The following is an 18101-nucleotide window of genomic DNA, read 5'->3' on the forward strand; positions in this document are numbered from 1 at the left end:
GCATACTACGGATTTGAGCCGATCCTGTCCAGTGCTTTTTTCATAACAAAGTGAGTTTGCTTACGCTTTGTGCATTCTGCATAAAGTCCAGACGTTTTCGGCCAATTCGTCATCCAAGACCCCGGTTTTTTAGCGCCCTGGCAGTGCCCAAAAAACAAAATTACAGCTTACCGCGCCAGTGGTAATGAAGATATTTCAGCAATCTGAGCTGCCGCCTCAAACGTGAAGGCTGTAAAATCAGCCGATACAACCATTCCAGCCCCATTTTCTGCCAGATTAGCGGTGCACGTTTTACGTGTCCGGTAAAAACGTCATAGGTGCCTCCCACGCCCATATAGAGAGCCTGGGGATAGGTTATCTGGCAGTCCTGCATAAAAACTTCCTGCCGAGGCGAGCCCATCGCCACGGTGACGATCTTCGCGCCGCTCGCCGCCACGCGGGCAAACAGGGCATTGCGCTCGTCAGGTGCAAAATAACCATCCTGTGAACCGACAATATTCACATTCCATTGTTGACGCAGTTTGTCCACCGTTTGCGCCAGAATTTCTGGTTTACCACCAATCAAAAAAACCGGTGTTCCCTCCTTGCCTGCACGCGCCATCAGCCCTTCCCACAGGTCGACTCCGGCAATACGGGAAACGTGTGCCTGCGGATATTTTTTACGAATGGAGCGCACGATGCTGATACCGTCGGGATATTTATATTCCGCCCGATCGATAAGCTGATGAATCTCCGGCTGGTGCTCGGCGGTCAACACTTTCTCAGCGTTAATCGCCACCAAGATGCCGGTTTTCATATCCCCCTGGGAGCAGAGATAGTCCAGCATGTCGGCCATGTCGCTAAACCCCAGCAGCATAAAGCCCCGGATTTGATACTGCGAGACAGCAGAAATGGCGTCCATCAACGATTCCTTATACACAACAACGATAAATCAAAAAGATCGGTTCTGTATCGGCAACGAAACCTTACGACGACGGATTAGCCCCGCGCTGTCGAGCAGCCAAAAAAGCAGCTTCGCCACCACCACCGCCACGACAAAAATCAGGCAGAAAAACACCACGCGAGAGGCAAATGCATCCAGCCCTTCGCGCGTAAGTACTATCATGTTAAACACAGCGCCAAAACAGAAACTCTGCAGCACCGCCGCCTTATAGCGGCTCGATTCCCGTCGCCCCAGCTGATAAAGCCAGTCAAACCCTTTGATAATCATGCCAACGGCTACCGCGCCGAGGGGGATAAACCAGACACCGCCCATCACGACCAGAGAACCAATCAGCGTCGGAGAAATCGCCAAACCCGAGTGGTTATTCAGGACTTCCCAAGTGAAATAGTTAGCGCTGTTAAGCACCACGGAAGGCCGATCCGGCCACAGCCAGCCGGGAATGAACACGTAGAAATCCCGCACCAGGGGTGCCAGCCCCTGAAAGTCAATTTTGTCGTAGTTTTGTAACAGCAGCCCCAGGTTTTCCCACGGCGAAAAGGTGTCACGTGTCAGGTAAAGAAAGGTGTAAAACGCTTCCGCGCCGCTGACGTCCAGGTTATAGCGCCGCAGCGCCAGCCAGAACATTCCCACCACCCCCGCCACGCCGGCCATTGCCAGCATCCACAGCGTAATCCAGCCTCGAATAATGCCAATAAACAGAAACAGCGCAAAAGCGATAATGATATTAGCGCGCGTGCCACCAACGACGGCGTAGGTCAGCAGGCCAAAGCCGACCGTTGCCACCAGAAAAAAAAGCCAGCGCCGCAGGTTCTGATTAAGAAAATAGATCACCAGCATGGCCGGGATAAAGAAATAGAAAAAACGTTTAAGCGCCACGCCGGAAACGTCCGCAGAAAATATCTGGCTGTAGCTGTGCAGTTTGAATAACAGAAAACCGTTATGCCTGAAAAAGATCAGTAATGTACCCAGCGCAATCAGCGCCAGAATGCCCCAGGTAAGATGTGCCTCAACGCGATTGACGCTAAAAACCGGGCGTGAGGAGCCGTGCCTTTCCGGCCGCAGACGGGTTTTGTAACTGACGTAATAGATTGCATAAAAACCGGAGGTCGAAAGCATCGCCCGCAGTAAAAATTCCGCGGGCACCACCTGCACATTAAAACCGAACACCAGCAGCGCGGTAAGCGGAAAGCCTGAGTAAAACGTCAGCAAAAACAGCAGGGAAAAGAACACGTTGAAGTTAAAACGCACTCGTTGAAACTCGCACCAGGTTAGCGTCAGGATACCTGCTAATGACAGCAGCCAGACCACCAACAGCCCGACAAATTGTGACAGTATCATGGTTTTTCTCCTTCAGCCATCGCCAGCACCTGTTTCCAGCCCGCCACAAAAGCAGGATCAAAAAAGGCAATAGCGCTTTTGTCCAATAGTGCCATCTGCCGCTTCGCTTCTTCGATAACCGTTACATTCAGCGGATCGCCCGCGAATAATACCGGGACCTGCTGCGCGGTCAAATCCTGCCAGAAGGGATTTTTACGATTGATCACAAAGGGGATATTGGCCTGAATGAGCAGGCAAAGCGTACCGATACCCTGCTGACGCTCAAAAATAAAGTAGCCCAAATCACAGCGGGCAATCAGCTGTAAATAGGCCGGAAAGTCGAGTTTTTCAGTCAAAAGATGCAGTCGATCTTCGCAAAATAACGCCTGGCCAACCTCCCGCACCCGACTGATATAAGCCTCGTTATTTTCCGGGTAACCCAGCGGCACAATCACGTCAACATCCGCACCAAACTGCTGGTGAATGTCCTGTAAGGCCTGAATATGACGATTACTGACGTCGCCTGAATTGCCCACCAGAATCGCCAAACGGTCACGCTTTTGTGCAGCAGGCACGGCGATATGCGCCATACGCGTGGGAAAATAAAGTAATGATGCAGGCACCGCCGGGTTGCGCTGCTGAAAATAGTGAATGTCGCCGCACGTGGCGAAGACGTGTCCCACATGCCGATAAGCCTGACGACGCATTAAATAAAACAGACGAAATTTCAAACCAGCTGCCTGCTCATACAGATCCGCGCCCCAGATATGCCAAAAAACCTGCGACCGTCGCAGCTTGCCCGTTAGCATCGCCAGCCATAAAACAGGATTAAACTGTCCGTGGAAAAAGAAACGCATTTGGCGGTCCACGCGGGCAAGAGCCATCACGGCTCTTGCAACGGATTGCTTATCGGCAAACCAGCGAATATCCAGTTTGTTCCACTGGCTGGCAGCCTCTCCCACTACCCAAAACTGTCGACGCTCAGAGCAGGGAACGGTCTCTGACAGAATATCGTTGAAAAAGGCCAGTACGGTCTGATTATGATGGGGAATGGCGGAGCCGAGCACATGAATCATTGTCGTCATACTTGTCTGCGATAAAGAAAAAATACGCCGCAACACAGCGCGAAATAAGCGATGTAGGTGGCCATGTAGGCCTGTGCCGCACCGGTGGTGCCGTGAAGTGGAATCAGCCAGCGAGCAAACAGCGTCAGCAGCAGAAACTGGCTGACCTCCGTCAGGATATAAAAGCGTAGCGAGGCTTTCGCTATCACCAGGTAGCCAAAAACGTACGATCCTACCTTGAACACATCGCCAGTTAGTTGCCAGATGAAGAGGTCACGCATCCCCGTAAATTTGCTGGAAAACAGCAGCCAGATCGCCAGATCGCGCAGTAGCCAGACGGCCAGGCTTACCGTCGCCACCGCAGGCAGCACAAAGCGCAGCGCCCGAAAGATTTCCTGCGAAATTGACTGTCTGGTGGTCAGCCGGGACAATGTTGGTAACAGGTAAACGCTGAAAGAGGCAGTAATAAATTGCAGGTAGGCATCGGAAATACTGGTCACACCTTGCCAGAACCCAACCTGCTCCCAGCCGTTATGCTCGGCCAGCAGGTTGCGCATCATAATCCACGCCACCGGTAGCGTCACCGAGGTAATGAGCGCCATCAGGGTAAATTTACTGAGGTTACGGGCAACCTCTGCATCCCACGCAGGCATAAGAAAGCGCAACGGTAAATGTTCACGCCTGACCAGCATAACTCCCGCAGGCATAACCACCAGCGCCGGCACCAACGCCATTCCCACCAGCGCACCACCGTAGCCGCCAAGCCAGTAACAGGCAAACCATGCCGCCACACCCGCCAGACTGCCGGAAATCAACACCAGCGCGTTGCCTTGCGCATCGCGAAATCCCTTTACGATAGCCAGCAGCAGGTTAGCCCAGGCAATTCCCATCTGAAGAAAGGCAACAATACGCACCACGTCCTGATAATCACCGAGCGCAAACAACGCGATACTGATGGGTTCGGCGAAAAGCAGGAAAATCACCGCCAGCACGCAGGAAAAAACCAACACTATTGTCGACGCCGTACCGGTTGCAGCCCTTAAACGCTGCGGCTGCTGCTGATATTCCGCGATGTATTTGGTGACGCCGTTGAAAATTCCGGCCCCCGCCAGCACGCCCAGTACGGTGATTAACTGGCGAAAGTTGCCCGCCCTGCCAACACCATCGGGGCCAAAGGCCAGCGCCAGCATTTTCACCACCAGCAGTCCGGCCGCGATTTTTACCAGCGTGGAGGTTGCCGTCCACACTGACGCTTTTGCCAGCGACATATCAGGAAAAATAGCTCAACAAGGAATTGATTACCGTCTTCTGATTGTTGTCATAAAGGTTATAAAACAGCGGCAGGCGAAGCAGACGCTCGCTTTCAGACCCGGTGTGGCGATCGGTGCCGTGGAAACGACCGAAACGCTGACCTGCAGGCGACGCGTGCAGCGGGATATAGTGGAACACCGCAAGAATTTCAGCTTCCTTTAGCCAGTTAATCAGTGCCGTACGGTCCTCATTGTCGCGCAATTTTATGTAGAACATATGCGCATTGTGCTGACACGCGGGCGGCAGCGAAGGCAAGGTTATTCTGCCAGTCGCAGCAATGGGTTCCAGCGCATTGAAATAGTTCTGCCACAGCCGCAGACGTTGCTCATTAACAGGCTTTGCCGCTTCCAGCTGCGCCCACAGATAGGCAGCCTGCAGGTCCGCCATCAGGTAGCTTGAACCAATATCCCGCCAGGTGTATTTATCCACCTGCCCACGGAAAAACTGACTGCGGTTGGTGCCTTTTTCACGAATGATTTCCGCCCGCTCAACCAGCGCCGGGGCGTTAATCAGGGTCGCGCCGCCTTCGCCGCCTGCCGTATAGTTCTTGGTTTCATGAAAGCTGAAGCAGCCAATGTGCCCAATCGTGCCCAGCGCTTTGCCCTGGTAAGTGGACATCACGCCCTGCGCAGCATCCTCAACCACCCACAGCGAATACTTGTCTGCGAGCGCCATGATTGCGTCCATTTCACATGCCACGCCCGCATAGTGAACCGGTACGATAGCACGGGTTTTATCCGTGATCGCTGCCTCAATCAGTCGCTCGTCAATGTTGAGTGTGTCCGGGCGGATATCGACAAACACAATGGTTGCTCCACGCAGTACAAAGGCATTTGCGGTGGAAACAAAGGTATAGCTGGGCATGATCACTTCATCGCCCGGCTGAATATTGATCAGGATGGCCGCCATTTCCAGCGAGGCAGTGCAGGACGGCGTCAACAGCACTTTATTGCTGCCAAATTTATTTTCCATCCACTGCTGGCAGCGACGGGTGAAACCACCATCACCACACAATTTGCCACTGCTCATGGCAGATTGCATATATTCAAGCTCGGTGCCAATGATCGGTGGCGCATTAAACGGGATCATAAGGTTACCTGTAAAACCAGTAAGCGGTGCGCTCAATGACGCCACCGCAGCGAAGGTAGAGTCGTAGCGCTGGCAGGTTGGCCAGTTGGGTGGCCACATGCAGGCGGCTGAGACGCCGGATGCGGCACCAGTCTGTCGCCGCTTCTATCATACGTTGTCCCACACCCAGCCCCTGTGCATGCGGCAACGTGGCCAGCAGACCGACACGCGCGCTGCCATCCGGCAATTCACGCAGGGACACGAAGCCCTGCAGGTCGCCCTGTCCATCGACCGCGAGAAGACACTGATCATCAAAAGTACCCAACACGGCATTATCGACCCACTGCGCGTAAAATCGCCCGCTGTCGCCGGGCTGATACCAGGGCGCACGAAAACGGCTCCAGGCAAAGGCTTCACTGGCCGCACTGCGCAGGGCCGCGATATGCTCTTTTCTGGCGATGCGTATCCCTTCCGGCCTGCCGCCAGCACCCGTTGCCAGCACCAGCTCGGCTTCACCCTCAATCAGGCGAAATCCCAGACGGCTCAACGCATCCAGCTCGGCTGTCTGCTGGGAAAGCACTTTCACCTGTACCAGCGGATACGTCTGCAGCTGCGCCATCTCAATCGCGGGCTGGTGCGTGTCCAGACTCAGCAGGGCGCTATGGATGCCAAAGAAGGCATTTTCCCAGTCGAGCAGCGTTAACTTCCCCTTTAGTGCCGGAAATGTCTGGCTCACTGCCAGACGCCTTTGGTATCAACCAGCCACGGGGAGGTAATGCGGTCACGGGCGGTTGCTTTAAACTGCGCATGATCCACCAGCATCACCAGCACATCCGCCTGCTGAAGCGCATCGTCCAGCGGCACCAGTGTGGCTTTATCCATTAACGCTTGCGGCAGCTGATGGATATTCGGTTCGACCACCAGCGTACTGCCCGGATGCCAGTCAGCAATCATTGCTGCCACCTCCATCGCCGGGCTCTCGCGCACATCGCCAATATTCGGTTTAAATGCCAGCCCAAAGCAGGCAATGGTCAGCTCGCTGGCGCGCTTATCACTGGCAACCAGGCACGCCGCGACGGTGTTTTTCACCTGTTCCAGCACCCAGTGCGGTTTGGCATTGTTAACTTCTCGGGCGGTGCGGATCAAACGGGCTTCCGCAGGGTTCTGAGCCACGATAAACCACGGGTCCACCGCGATACAGTGCCCCCCCACACCGGGCCCCGGCTGGAGAATATTGACACGGGGATGGCGGTTCGCCAGCGCGATCAGTTCCCATACATTGATTTGCTGTTCGGCACAAATCAGCGACAGTTCATTGGCAAACGCGATATTGACATCGCGAAAGCTGTTTTCCGTCAGCTTGCACATCTCAGCTGTACGCGCGTTGGTCACCACACATTCACCTTCAAGGAAAATGTTGTAAAGCGCACAGGCCAGTTTTGCGCTGGTATCACTCATGCCACCAATCACCCGATCATTTTTGAACAGCTCAATCATGATTCGTCCCGGCAGTACGCGTTCAGGACAGTAGGCAATATGGACATCGGCCTGCTCACCCACCTGCTGAGGAAAGCTTAAATCAGGACGCGCCGCCGCCAGCCAGTCTGCCATCTGCTCGGTGGTGCCCACGGGTGAGGTGGATTCAAGGATCACCAAATCTCCTTTTTTCAGCACGGGTGCAATCGACTCAGCAGCGGCTTTCACAAAGGCTAAATCAGGCTGGTGGCCTTCCTGAAAAGGCGTTGGCACCGCAATCAAAAACGCGTCGGCCGACACAGGACGCGTTGCCGCGCACAGCCAACCCTGTTCCACGGCTGCTTTCACAACCCGATCAAGGTCAGGTTCAATGATGTGAATATCGCCGCGATTGATAGTATCAACCGCCAGTGCGTTGATATCGATGCCGATCACCGTTTTTTGCCGTGAGGCGAAAGCTGCTGCGGTAGGCAGGCCGATGTAACCCAGCCCAATTACTGATATGGTTCTGAAATTCATAAAGAAACCCGATTATCTTTAAGTGCCTGCACAATGCGCTGGCAGGCAAGTCCGTCGCCATAGGGGTTATGGGCACGGTTCATGGATTGATATGCTTCTTCATCCATCAGCAGGCGCGTGACCTCGCTGACAATTTTCTTAACGTCGGTGCCAACCAGCCGGACCGTTCCTGCTTCAACGGCTTCGGGCCTTTCAGTGGTGTCCCGCATCACCAGCACCGGCTTGCCCAGCGAGGGCGCTTCTTCCTGGATACCACCTGAGTCGGTGAGGATCATCCAAGAACGTAGCATCAGGTAAACAAACGACAGGTATTCCTGCGGTTCAATAAGCACGATGTTGTCGATGTCCCGCAAAATACGATTAACTGGCTCGCTGACATTTGGATTGAGGTGTACCGGGTAAACAATCTGAGCATCAGGGTGGCGATGCGCAATTTCCGCCAGGGCGCTGCAAATGCGCTCAAATCCACCGCCAAAGCTTTCGCGTCGGTGTCCGGTGACCAGAATCATTTTTTTGCTTGCGTCGAGGAAAGGGTAACGCGCCGCCAGGCTGTTTCGCAGGGCATTATCGCTTAATACCCGGTCACGTACCCAAAACAAGGCATCGATCACCGTATTGCCGGTAACAAACATACGGGCCGCCGGCAGGTTCTCCCGCAGCAGATTCTGCCTTGCGGTTTCGGTCGGAGTGAAATGATAAGAGGCAAGATGCCCGGTCAGTGTACGATTTGCCTCTTCCGGCCACGGGGAATAAAGATTGCCAGTGCGCAAACCCGCCTCAACATGGCCGACCGGAATCCGGTGATAGAAAGCGGCCAGGCCGGCAGCAAAGGTGGTGGTGGTGTCGCCATGAACCAGCACCACGTCCGGGGTAAACTCGTTAAATACCGCTTTTAACCCTTCGAGAATACGGCTGGCGATCTCAGTCAGGCCCTGTCCGGGGCGCATAATGTTGAGATCGTAGTCAGGCACGATGGCAAACAGCTGCAATACCTGATCCAACATCTCGCGGTGCTGTGCCGTCACGCACAGCCGCGCTTCTATCTTGTCGTCCTGGGCGAGTGCGTGAACCAGAGGTGCCATTTTTATCGCTTCCGGGCGCGTGCCAAATACCGTCAATACTTTCACTGTTGCTCTCTTTCACGCGTCTGTTTAGTCATGCCTGATTTACCAACGTTCAAGCGCGACGCCGACGCACCAGCGCAGTCCCTGCGCCAGTCAAGGCACCCACCGCACCCCACATCACCATCAAAAATACGCAGCGCGGGCTGTCGCGCTTTGCAGGTTCTTCCGGCGTACGCAGATAGCGCCAGGTCTTGAACGTGTTCACCAGCGTCGGTCCGACATTCAGGGTATTCAGCATGGCTTTATTTTGATCATAGTCGATATCGTAATCCGGCCCGCTGGCCTGTAAATTCTCAAGCCGGGCCTGGAGCACGGCTCGCCCCAGTAAAAACAGTTCAGAGTCTGGTAGCTGTTCAGAAGGCATATTGCTTTTCGCCTGTTCAAGCCCTTGTTGCTGCAAAATTTTCAATGCCTGCTGCACACTGTTGACCTGGCGACCGTAGATGGCTTTTGCCACCGCCTCCTGCCGCTTAACCTGCGCTTTCAGCTGCACCGTGCGAGCCGACCATGCGCCCGCCAGTTCTTCATTGAGATGGGCAGCGGCACGTTGGTTGGCAAAAACGACATATTGACGCAGCAGGTTGTTAGCATCAGGGGCCGTTTCAGCCACCAGCCTGACGGTATCATTGAGGTTTTTGGCCGAGTCAGCAGGCTGAAATTGTATGTCAGCAATCAGCTCATCCAGTAACATAGCGTCCTTACTGGCGTTGCCAGTTTGGTGTTTTTTGTAATAATCCGACTGCAACCAGAAGTCACGACGGGTATCGTACGACGAGAGTTGCATGACAAACTCTCGATAAACTCCATCGCTGACCGAGGGCGCAATAAAGGTATTGTTGTTATTTCGGGAATCAAGATTATTCAGAAATTGCTGCTGCGAATAGAAACCACTCATCATATTAACCGTTGGCCGATCAGTGATGGCAGTGGTGCTCCATTGCGGCGTGACCAGCAGCGACCAGATGTAAGCCAATAGCGCAAATATGAGCGCCACACCGATGATCCAACGCTTACCGTGCCACAGCGCGCAACAAAGCCCACGGATATCCAGCTCGTTATCTGCAACGTCAGGATGCATCATACTTGGTATTCCTTGTTTTCAGGGTAATGAGTTTTTTCAGACTCGCGATGGGGGCTAATTTACCCGGCGCAATCGCCGTTTTACTCTTTTTATCAATCTCGCCACTCGCCATGCCCGTTTGATGCAGTAGCCATAAAGCATAAAAGCGACCAGGTAAAACGCCAGCATTAACCATTCAGGTACAAAGCTCAGGGATTCGCACAGCACACCAATTCCAGCCAACAATGCTGCCGCAAGGGTTATCAAAAAACAGGCCTGTTTTGAGGTAAAGCCTGCCCGCATAATCAGGTGATGGATATGCTGGCGATCGGCAGAAAAAGGACTCATCCCTTTGCTTAATCGACGGTACATGATGGCCACCATATCCATGAGCGGAATGGCTATCAGCCACAGCGCAGTGACCGGCGTAATAGGATGATATTGACCCTGGGTTGCTTCAAGCAGGATCCAGATAATGGTGAAACCAATCAGCGTACTGCCCGCATCACCCATAAATACTTTGTAACGGCCACCAAATGCGCCAAGATTTAGCAGGATATAGGGCACAATCGCGGCGATCATGGCAAAGCACCACATTGCCAGACTTTGTTGTCCACCCAGCAAAAGGATGATGCCCATCGCAAGGAAGGTCACACAGGAAAGTCCACCCAGCAGACCGTCAATGCCATCTACCATGTTAAATGCGTTAATGGCGGCCCAGACCGCAAACAGCGTTAATACGTAGCCGAACGGCCCCACCACCAGTTCCCAGGGACCAAAGATATAACCGAGACTCAGCAAATAGAGTTTGCCCACACTCATCATCACCACGGCAATTGCCGCCTGAACGAAGGCGCGAATCTTTACGCTGATATCAAAGCGATCATCCAGCGCGCCAACCAGAACAAGCACACCTGCACAGCTCAGATACAGCAGGAAATGGGGAATATAGTAGTTAGTAATGATAAAACCAAAACAGATTCCAGCAAAAACAGAGATGCCCCCCACCAGAGGAATGACGCCCTGGTGGCGCTTGCGGTAGTTTGGTTTATCTACCAGGCCAATACGTTTTGCTACTTTACGGGCGAAGAAAAGAAAAACGAGTGAAAACAAAAAAATTAAAGCAAGCTCCGTACTCATATTGAGTAAATTCACATTAACCAGCTCTCTGCTAAGAATCTCGCACAATTTTAGGCAATTTACATGCCATTAACATCTGCTCAAATCTGATTTCCATAGTGCTTCAGTATGAAAACAGCCCCTGACTGTCTTTTATGCTGAGTTGCACCTTGTTGTTCTCCAGTCGCGTAATCGTATAGCTCACCAAAGAAAAACACCACGTCTGTGCGTGGCGTTCATTGGGTTTTATTGCTTTTTCTGCTGTTGCTCTGAGTATTTCCAGATAAAAAGCCCAGAAGATGGAAGGAGGTGCCCCCCTTTTTCCCCATTTTCTGATCGTACTGAAAGCCTCAGGAACGCTTCATCATGTCAAAAAACTCATCGTTGGTTTTTGTCATGGCCAGCTTGTTAATGAGGAACTCCATCGCATCGATTTCGCCCATCGGGTGGATGATTTTACGAAGGATCCACATTTTTTGCAGTTCTTCCGAGCTGGTGAGCAACTCTTCTTTACGGGTACCAGAACGGTTGTAATCAATCGCCGGGAATACACGCTTCTCAGCGATTTTACGCGCCAGATGCAGTTCCATGTTACCCGTACCTTTAAACTCTTCGTAGATGACTTCATCCATTTTCGAGCCGGTATCAACCAGCGCTGTTGCGATGATGGTCAGGCTACCGCCCTCTTCCACGTTACGCGCAGCACCAAAGAAACGTTTTGGACGGTGTAAGGCATTGGCATCCACACCACCGGTCAGAACTTTACCGGAAGCGGGTACAACGGTGTTGTAAGCACGGGCAAGACGGGTAATGGAGTCGAGCAGGATGATCACATCTTTTTTGTGCTCCACCAGACGTTTAGCCTTTTCTATTACCATCTCAGCAACTTGCACATGGCGGGAAGCCGGCTCATCAAAGGTAGAGGCGATAACTTCACCTTTCACCAGACGTTGCATCTCGGTTACTTCTTCCGGGCGCTCGTCAATCAGCAATACCATTAGTACACAGTCTGGATGGTTGTAGGCAATGCTTTGTGCAATGTTCTGCAGCAGCATGGTTTTACCCGCTTTTGGCGGGGCGACGATCAGTCCACGTTGACCGCGACCGATTGGCGAAGCCAGATCCAGCACGCGAGCGGTTAAATCTTCTGTTGAACCATTCCCACGCTCCATACGCAAGCGTGAATTAGCATGCAGTGGCGTCAGGTTTTCAAACAGGATTTTGCTACGGGCGTTTTCCGGTTTGTCGTAGTTAACTTCATTAACCTTCAGCAAAGCAAAATAGCGCTCACCTTCTTTCGGTGGACGAATTTTACCGGAAATGGTGTCACCAGTGCGGAGGTTGAAGCGGCGAATTTGGCTGGGAGAAACGTAAATATCATCTGGACCGGCAAGGTAGGAGCTGTCTGCAGAACGGAGGAATCCAAATCCATCCTGCAATATCTCCAACACACCATCGCCGAAGATATCTTCGCCACTCTTAGCATGCTGTTTAAGGATGGCGAAAATTATATCCTGCTTACGCATACGCGCCAGGTTTTCCAGCCCCATGTTTTCGCCGAGGGTAATCAGGTCAGAAACCGGCGTATTCTTTAGTTCGGTAAGATTCATAATGGTGGGTTCTTAAACTCGGGGGAAATCTCGAAATGTTTGTTGTAAGTGGTATGGCAAAAAATCCATGCCTGCTAATAGTTTTCTTATTCTGTCTCCCAACGATGACGTGTAAGAAAACGTGCATCCGAAACGAGGAGACGGTAATGGATAAGAGGCCGAAATACTAATGATACTAACCGTCAGGTTGCTGAATTTTGTAATATAAGGATAGATACAGCGTCCAACAAGAAGTAATTTTAAGATTCAAAATTCAGGTAAGCGCAAGCATGAAGTGCACTATTCATTGATCTTACCTGCTTTAAGATCGCGCTCAACATAAAAATCCAAGAAAGTTTATTCGCGCCCGAAAGACATAAGTTCAAACTAACATGCCTGATGACAAACGTCCAGATGTGAGTCGAAAATATAGCAGGCACCTGACAAGTCCGATTCGCTGTCAGGCACCGGAGAGAATCTTATTCCAGATTAGCGTTGAGGAATTCTTTCAGTTGGCCTTTGGAAAGCGCCCCAACTTTCGTCGCCACTACTTTACCATTTTTGAAAAGCAGCAGGGTTGGAATACCACGAATACCATATTTTGGTGCTGTACCTGGATTTTCGTCGATATTCAGTTTTGCGATTGTCAGTCTGCCATCGTATTCTTCAGCAACTTCATTGAGAATAGGGGCAATCATTTTGCATGGGCCACACCATTCTGCCCAGAAGTCGACCAGCGTTAAACCTTCTGCTTTTAATACGTCGGTTTCAAAACTGTCGTCGGCCAGGTGAACAATTCTATCGCTGCTCATGTCTTACTCCAAAAGATTAGGGCTGGCAGGTAGGCGTTAACTTTGCCGACCTGGTTTGATTTTATTTCACCGGATACGCTTTCGTAAAGCAATAGTAAACTGATACTCTACCACACTATGAGCAAAACACACTTAACCGAACAGAAGTTTTCCGACTTCGCCCTGCACCCTAAGGTTATTGAGGCCCTTGAAAATAAAGGCTTTCATTATTGCACGCCTATTCAGGCGTTGGCACTCCCTCTCACGCTCTCAGGACGTGATATAGCGGGACAGGCGCAAACCGGTACTGGCAAAACAATGGCGTTTCTGACGTCAACGTTCCATCATCTTCTTTCTCGCCCGGCTGTGGCAGACCGCGAGGTCAACCAGCCACGTGCGCTGATTCTTGCGCCGACCCGTGAACTGGCGGTGCAGATCCATGCTGACGCCGAGCCGCTGGCACAGGTGACGGGCCTGAAATGCGGGCTGGCCTATGGCGGCAATGGCTATGATAAGCAACTAAAAGTGCTGGAAAGTGGCGTTGATATTCTGATTGGCACCACGGGCAGACTTATCGACTACACCAAACAAAATCACGTCAACTTAGGCGCTATCCAGGTTGTGGTGCTTGACGAAGCAGACCGAATGTTTGATCTCGGTTTTATAAAAGATATCCGCTGGTTGTTCCGTCTGATGCCTTCTGCTGAACAGCGCCTCAACATGCTTTTCTCTGCCACGCTGTCTTTCCGGGTTCGCGAGCTGGCTTTTGAAAATATGAACAACGCCGAATACGTGGAAGTTGAGCCAGAGCAGAAAACCGGGCACCGCATTAAAGAAGAGCTTTTTTACCCTTCCAACGAAGAAAAAATGCGTCTTCTGCAAACTTTGCTGGAAGAAGAATGGCCGGAACGCGCCATTATCTTTGCTAACACCAGACATCGCTGTGAAGATATCTGGGGCCATCTGGCTGCTGATGGTCACCGTGTAGGATTGCTGACCGGCGATGTCGCTCAAAAGAAACGCCTGCGTATTCTTGATGATTTTACCAAGGGTGATGTAGATATTCTGGTGGCAACTGACGTAGCAGCTCGTGGTCTGCATATTCCCGCAGTTACTCACGTCTTCAACTATGACCTGCCGGATGACCGTGAAGACTATGTTCACCGCATTGGTCGTACCGGACGTGCGGGTGCAAATGGCCACTCTATCAGCCTGGCGTGCGAAGAATACGCGCTGAATCTGCCCGCAATTGAAGAATATATCGGCCACAGTATCAGCGTAAGCCGTTATAACAGCGATGCACTCATGAATGATTTACCGCCGCCTAAGCGGCTAACACGAAATCGTTCAGGTAACGGTCCACGTCGTGGTGGAACCAATAATCGCCGCAGCGCACCCCGCAACGCCAATCGTCAACGTTCAGGTTAAACTGCCATGCAAAGCGCATCATCGCTTTATGCTGCGATAGATTTAGGATCTAACAGCTTTCATATGTCGGTAGTGCGCGAAGTGGCAGACAATGTCCAGACTCTGGTGCGCATCAAACGTAAAGTGCGGCTGGCCGCAGGCCTTAACAGCGAGAATCAACTTTCTGATGAGGCGATGGAACGTGGCTGGCAGTGCTTACGCCTGTTTTCCGAGCAGTTACAGGATATCCCGCCAGAACGAATCCGCGTGGTCGCAACGGCAACATTGCGTCTGGCGGCAAATGCTGCAATTTTTTTGCAAAAAGCGCAGCAGATTCTTAATTGTCCGGTGAATGTTATCAGCGGTGAAGAAGAAGCTCGCCTGATTTATCAAGGCGTGGCACACACCACCGGTGGTTCAGATAAGCGCCTCGTGGTGGATATTGGCGGTGGCAGTACCGAGCTGGTCACCGGCAGCGGTTCACAGACCACGTCTCTGTTTAGCCTGTCAATGGGCTGCGTCACCTGGCTCGAACGCTATTTTGGCAACCGCTATCTGACAAAAGATAATTTTTCCCAGGCCGAACAGGCCGCGCGCGATATTATCCGTCCAACCGTCGACCCATTGCGTGAGCAAGGCTGGCAGGTTTGCGTTGGCGCATCCGGCACGGTTCAGGCTCTGCAAGAAATCATGATCGCTCAGGGCATGGACGAGCGAATCACATTAAACAAACTTCAACAGCTCAAACAACGTGCTATCCAGTGCGGAAAGCTTGAAGAGTTGGAAATTGAAGGGCTGACGCTGGAACGGGCATTAGTTTTTCCCAGCGGCCTGTCAATCCTGATTGCTATTTTCGTTGAACTTAACATTACCAGCATGACGCTGGCAGGCGGAGCATTACGTGAAGGTATGGTTTACGGGATGCTGAATTTACCCACGGAACATGATATTCGCAATCGCACACTGCATAATGTCCAGCGGCGTTTCAATATCGATGCTGAACAGGCAGAACGCGTACGTCTGCTGGCTGAAAGTCTATTCCGGCAGGTGAGCCAGCGCTGGCAACTGGATGAACGCTGTCGCGAATTGCTCAATAGCGCCTGTCTGCTCCATGAAATTGGCCTCAGCGTTGACTTCAGGCAAGCGCCGCAGCATGCAGCCTACCTTGTACGACACCTTGATCTTCCGGGCTTTACTCCAGCGCAGAAAAAACTGCTGGCTACCTTACTGCAAAATCAGGGAAACAGCATCGACCTGGCCCTGTTTAGCCAGCAAAACACGGTGCCGCCACGTACAGCAGAAAAGCTGTGCTGCCTGCTAAGGCTGGCAATTATCCTCGCCAGCCGACGCCGTGATGACACCTTACCCGCCGTACAACTTCATGCCGATAATGATGCTCTCCATGTGACACTGCCTGCCGGTTGGCTGCCCGCCCATCCTTTAAGAGCGGAACTGCTTGAACAGGAGCGTCACTGGCAAAGCTATGTGCGCTGGACGCTAAACGTTCACTGAATACTGTCAGGCCCGGGCCTGCTTATCATGCGAAGCCGCCCTTACCCGCCCCAGCATTGGCCAGATTGTAAGCATTTGCCGCTTCAGGCGTTTTTATCTTGCGACTGTATTCTGTCGGCACCCAGTCAGTAGTGGACGAGGATTGTTTGAACGTGACGTTACTGCCAATATCCTTAAAGCCCGCCGCATCGCCTTTGTCGTCCAGCACCCCAGCGATACTATTCTTATGATGCACATCGTAGCCCCCCCGGAAGTAGTTAGCCTGTGAAAGCACAGTGGCATTGGAAGCTATAGTGTAACCCAGATGGAAATTGTTAATGGTGTTGTTATACACATCGAACTTGCCCTGACGCATCAGCCCTGGCGCACGCACATCGAGGTTATCAAAGACATTATTCGCAATCGTCATGCGTGGATAACCACCATAGGTGGCTTTTGCAGAAGCTGAATCGTCCGGCTGGCCGAGAATCACGCCATATTCATTATTCTTAAAGACTGAATTGCTCAATGTCACATTATCTGCCTTACCGCCTACATACAATAATTTATCCAGTCCGGTCGCATCTTTATCTTTGGTACCTGAAAACGTATTGTGGTCAATCCAGTAACCTGACCCATTACTGATAAAAAGTGGGATATCGCCATTAGCACGATAGCGATCATCATGGGTGAAGTTAAGATTCTGGAAAATATCGTTACCGGCAGTTTTATCACTGGCAAGATAAATATTGTGGAGTCCTGTCCCTCCCGATGTCCCTTCCAGCGTCTTATTTGCACCAAACTTCAATACAACCTTATTGGCAGAGGACAAATCTTTTGACAGCTTGATAGTGGTTGGCTCATCTCCGGCCAGGCTTTTCTGAAGCTCCGCCACCGTAGAGACGGTCACGACCTTTCCTCCAGCGCCACCCGTGGTATTCGCCGCTTTGGCAAAGCCCGTCATACCGACAAGGCCGCTACTCTTACTGGCCGGAACCGCAGAGATCGCGGTAGTCGAGGCCACTTTATCCGTCGAGCCAGAAGAAGCGTCCCCGTTAACCGCACCAGACACACTCTGCGTTGTTGATAACATCGGAGCCTTATTGCTGGTACTTTTATTATCTGTTGAAGTGTCAGTTTTCGTGGTGGACGAAGAAGTTGTCGAGGTCGCCAGAGAGACTACTTTAATCTTGGAAGTGCCCCTTTCCGAAGCATCCACGCTGTCCGGCGTCGTGATAAACGATGTCGTTGTTCCTGCTGAGGTATATTCTACCGGGGAGCGGCTGCTTACAGGTGCCGACACCAGCGATGTTGCCTTCACCCCACCCGCTGTTAATGCGTCATTTCCAGTACCGGAGCTGCTGACGGGAATCAAGGAGAATTTGGAAAAATCGACAGGGTTGTTTGTGCTGGACATATTTTGCCCACTTCTTTTCTGCTGGGACAAACCAGATGATTGCTGCACTACACCATTAGCAGAGGCGTTATTTTGCAACAGGCGTGAAAGAAATTGCAGCAAGATTTCTCGCACTAAAGCAGCAATCTTTGTTAATGTTGGCTGACATCCACTCATCCCGGCAAAGTTCGATTGCAAGGAATAAGCGGATGTCGGTTTGCCATACGAAATCGGCAAATTCGGAACTGGCGAATAAGCACCAGCACCGCTACAACCGATCAGGTTTTTTTTCAGCGGATCCTGAGCCGAACTGGGCGCAGCAGGGGATAGCGTCGTCGCAGACAAATCCACCACTCTGTTTTGTATCATCATGATCAATCCTCATAAGAAGCTGAAATCTGTCCTGAACGTAGATTGTGGATGTAT

At 51.9% G+C, this 18101-nt stretch carries 15 protein-coding genes and 1 pseudogene; 2 read left to right on the forward strand and 14 right to left on the reverse strand.

Translation table 11 applies throughout. From position 1 onward, the window contains the following. Positions 1-160 precede the first annotated feature (160 nt). The 13 genes and pseudogenes from wecG to trxA form a co-directional block, all read right to left on the reverse strand. Positions 161-901, reverse strand: coding sequence for a lipopolysaccharide N-acetylmannosaminouronosyltransferase (gene wecG, locus LU633_RS24935; RefSeq protein WP_016192336.1), 741 nt, complete (start codon positions 899-901; stop codon positions 161-163). A gap of 30 nt (positions 902-931) precedes the next feature. Next, positions 932-2281: an ECA oligosaccharide polymerase gene (wzyE, locus tag LU633_RS24940; protein ID WP_016192337.1), complete on the reverse strand. Its 1350-nt coding sequence runs from the start codon at positions 2279-2281 to the stop codon at positions 932-934. Continuing rightward, positions 2278-3345 carry a TDP-N-acetylfucosamine:lipid II N-acetylfucosaminyltransferase gene (locus LU633_RS24945; RefSeq protein WP_016192338.1) on the reverse strand — a complete coding sequence of 356 codons (1068 nt, stop codon included), beginning with the start codon at positions 3343-3345 and terminating at the stop codon, positions 2278-2280. The genes wzyE and LU633_RS24945 overlap by 4 nt, the downstream gene beginning before the upstream one ends. Further along, positions 3342-4592 (reverse strand): lipid III flippase WzxE, encoded by a 1251-nt coding sequence (gene wzxE, locus LU633_RS24950; RefSeq protein WP_016192339.1) that lies wholly within the window; start codon positions 4590-4592, stop codon positions 3342-3344. The genes LU633_RS24945 and wzxE overlap by 4 nt, the downstream gene beginning before the upstream one ends. 1 nt (position 4593) lies before the next feature. Then, on the reverse strand, positions 4594-5724 hold the full coding sequence (gene rffA, locus LU633_RS24955) for a dTDP-4-amino-4,6-dideoxygalactose transaminase (RefSeq protein WP_016192340.1): 1131 nt from the start codon (positions 5722-5724) through the stop codon (positions 4594-4596). A 4-nt stretch (positions 5725-5728) separates the two neighbouring features. Continuing rightward, a complete protein-coding gene (gene rffC / locus LU633_RS24960; protein ID WP_016192341.1) occupies positions 5729-6439 on the reverse strand; it encodes a dTDP-4-amino-4,6-dideoxy-D-galactose acyltransferase in 711 nt (236 codons plus the stop codon). After that, a complete protein-coding gene (gene wecC, locus LU633_RS24965; protein ID WP_016192342.1) occupies positions 6436-7698 on the reverse strand; it encodes a UDP-N-acetyl-D-mannosamine dehydrogenase in 1263 nt (420 codons plus the stop codon). Before wecC ends, rffC begins: the two co-directional genes overlap by 4 nt. Beyond that, positions 7695-8825 (reverse strand): non-hydrolyzing UDP-N-acetylglucosamine 2-epimerase, encoded by a 1131-nt coding sequence (wecB, locus tag LU633_RS24970; RefSeq protein ID WP_016192343.1) that lies wholly within the window; start codon positions 8823-8825, stop codon positions 7695-7697. Before wecB ends, wecC begins: the two co-directional genes overlap by 4 nt. Before the next feature lie 49 nt (positions 8826-8874). After that, positions 8875-9903, reverse strand: coding sequence for an ECA polysaccharide chain length modulation protein (gene wzzE / locus LU633_RS24975; RefSeq protein ID WP_016192344.1), 1029 nt, complete (start codon positions 9901-9903; stop codon positions 8875-8877). A 54-nt stretch (positions 9904-9957) separates the two neighbouring features. Beyond that, positions 9958-11037: a UDP-N-acetylglucosamine--undecaprenyl-phosphate N-acetylglucosaminephosphotransferase gene (gene wecA, locus LU633_RS24980; RefSeq protein ID WP_040465773.1), complete on the reverse strand. Its 1080-nt coding sequence runs from the start codon at positions 11035-11037 to the stop codon at positions 9958-9960. A 314-nt stretch (positions 11038-11351) separates the two neighbouring features. After that, positions 11352-12611 carry a transcription termination factor Rho gene (rho, locus tag LU633_RS24985; protein ID WP_016192346.1) on the reverse strand — a complete coding sequence of 420 codons (1260 nt, stop codon included), beginning with the start codon at positions 12609-12611 and terminating at the stop codon, positions 11352-11354. 282 nt (positions 12612-12893) lie between these two features. After that, positions 12894-12968 (reverse strand): annotated as a pseudogene (locus LU633_RS26400) (hypothetical protein); the annotation flags it as partial. Between the two features lie 101 nt (positions 12969-13069). Further along, positions 13070-13402, reverse strand: a complete 333-nt coding sequence (gene trxA / locus LU633_RS24990; protein ID WP_016192347.1) for a thioredoxin TrxA — start codon at positions 13400-13402, stop codon at positions 13070-13072. 117 nt (positions 13403-13519) lie between these two features. On the opposite strand from trxA, the gene rhlB reads away from it, so the two are divergent. Continuing rightward, entirely contained in the window at positions 13520-14809 is a 1290-nt protein-coding gene (gene rhlB, locus LU633_RS24995; RefSeq protein ID WP_016192348.1) for an ATP-dependent RNA helicase RhlB, read from the forward strand. A gap of 6 nt (positions 14810-14815) precedes the next feature. Beyond that, positions 14816-16300 carry a guanosine-5'-triphosphate,3'-diphosphate diphosphatase gene (gene gppA / locus LU633_RS25000; protein ID WP_016192349.1) on the forward strand — a complete coding sequence of 495 codons (1485 nt, stop codon included), beginning with the start codon at positions 14816-14818 and terminating at the stop codon, positions 16298-16300. Between the two features lie 25 nt (positions 16301-16325). Here the strand turns inward: gppA and LU633_RS25005 are convergent, their stop codons facing one another. Next, positions 16326-18047, reverse strand: coding sequence for a pectate lyase family protein (locus LU633_RS25005; protein ID WP_046372101.1), 1722 nt, complete (start codon positions 18045-18047; stop codon positions 16326-16328). Positions 18048-18101: the final 54 nt, after the last annotated feature.

Source organism: Erwinia tracheiphila, assembly GCF_021365465.1.
GTDB classification, from domain to species: domain Bacteria; phylum Pseudomonadota; class Gammaproteobacteria; order Enterobacterales; family Enterobacteriaceae; genus Erwinia; species Erwinia tracheiphila.

Bases quoted from the DNA above. Each gene is read 5' to 3' on its own strand.
- wzzE (WP_016192344.1), bottom strand. From the start codon at position 9,903: ATGATGCATCCTGACGTTGCAGATAACGAGCTGGATATCCGTGGGCTT.
- trxA (WP_016192347.1), bottom strand. From the start codon at position 13,402: ATGAGCAGCGATAGAATTGTTCACCTGGCCGACGACAGTTTTGAAACC.
- LU633_RS24945 (WP_016192338.1), bottom strand. From the start codon at position 3,345: ATGACGACAATGATTCATGTGCTCGGCTCCGCCATTCCCCATCATAAT.
- wzyE (WP_016192337.1), bottom strand. From the start codon at position 2,281: ATGATACTGTCACAATTTGTCGGGCTGTTGGTGGTCTGGCTGCTGTCA.
- gppA (WP_016192349.1), top strand. From the start codon at position 14,816: ATGCAAAGCGCATCATCGCTTTATGCTGCGATAGATTTAGGATCTAAC.
- rhlB (WP_016192348.1), top strand. From the start codon at position 13,520: ATGAGCAAAACACACTTAACCGAACAGAAGTTTTCCGACTTCGCCCTG.
- rffA (WP_016192340.1), bottom strand. From the start codon at position 5,724: ATGATCCCGTTTAATGCGCCACCGATCATTGGCACCGAGCTTGAATAT.
- LU633_RS25005 (WP_046372101.1), bottom strand. From the start codon at position 18,047: ATGATGATACAAAACAGAGTGGTGGATTTGTCTGCGACGACGCTATCC.
- wecG (WP_016192336.1), bottom strand. From the start codon at position 901: ATGGACGCCATTTCTGCTGTCTCGCAGTATCAAATCCGGGGCTTTATG.
- wzxE (WP_016192339.1), bottom strand. From the start codon at position 4,592: ATGTCGCTGGCAAAAGCGTCAGTGTGGACGGCAACCTCCACGCTGGTA.
- wecC (WP_016192342.1), bottom strand. From the start codon at position 7,698: ATGAATTTCAGAACCATATCAGTAATTGGGCTGGGTTACATCGGCCTG.
- rho (WP_016192346.1), bottom strand. From the start codon at position 12,611: ATGAATCTTACCGAACTAAAGAATACGCCGGTTTCTGACCTGATTACC.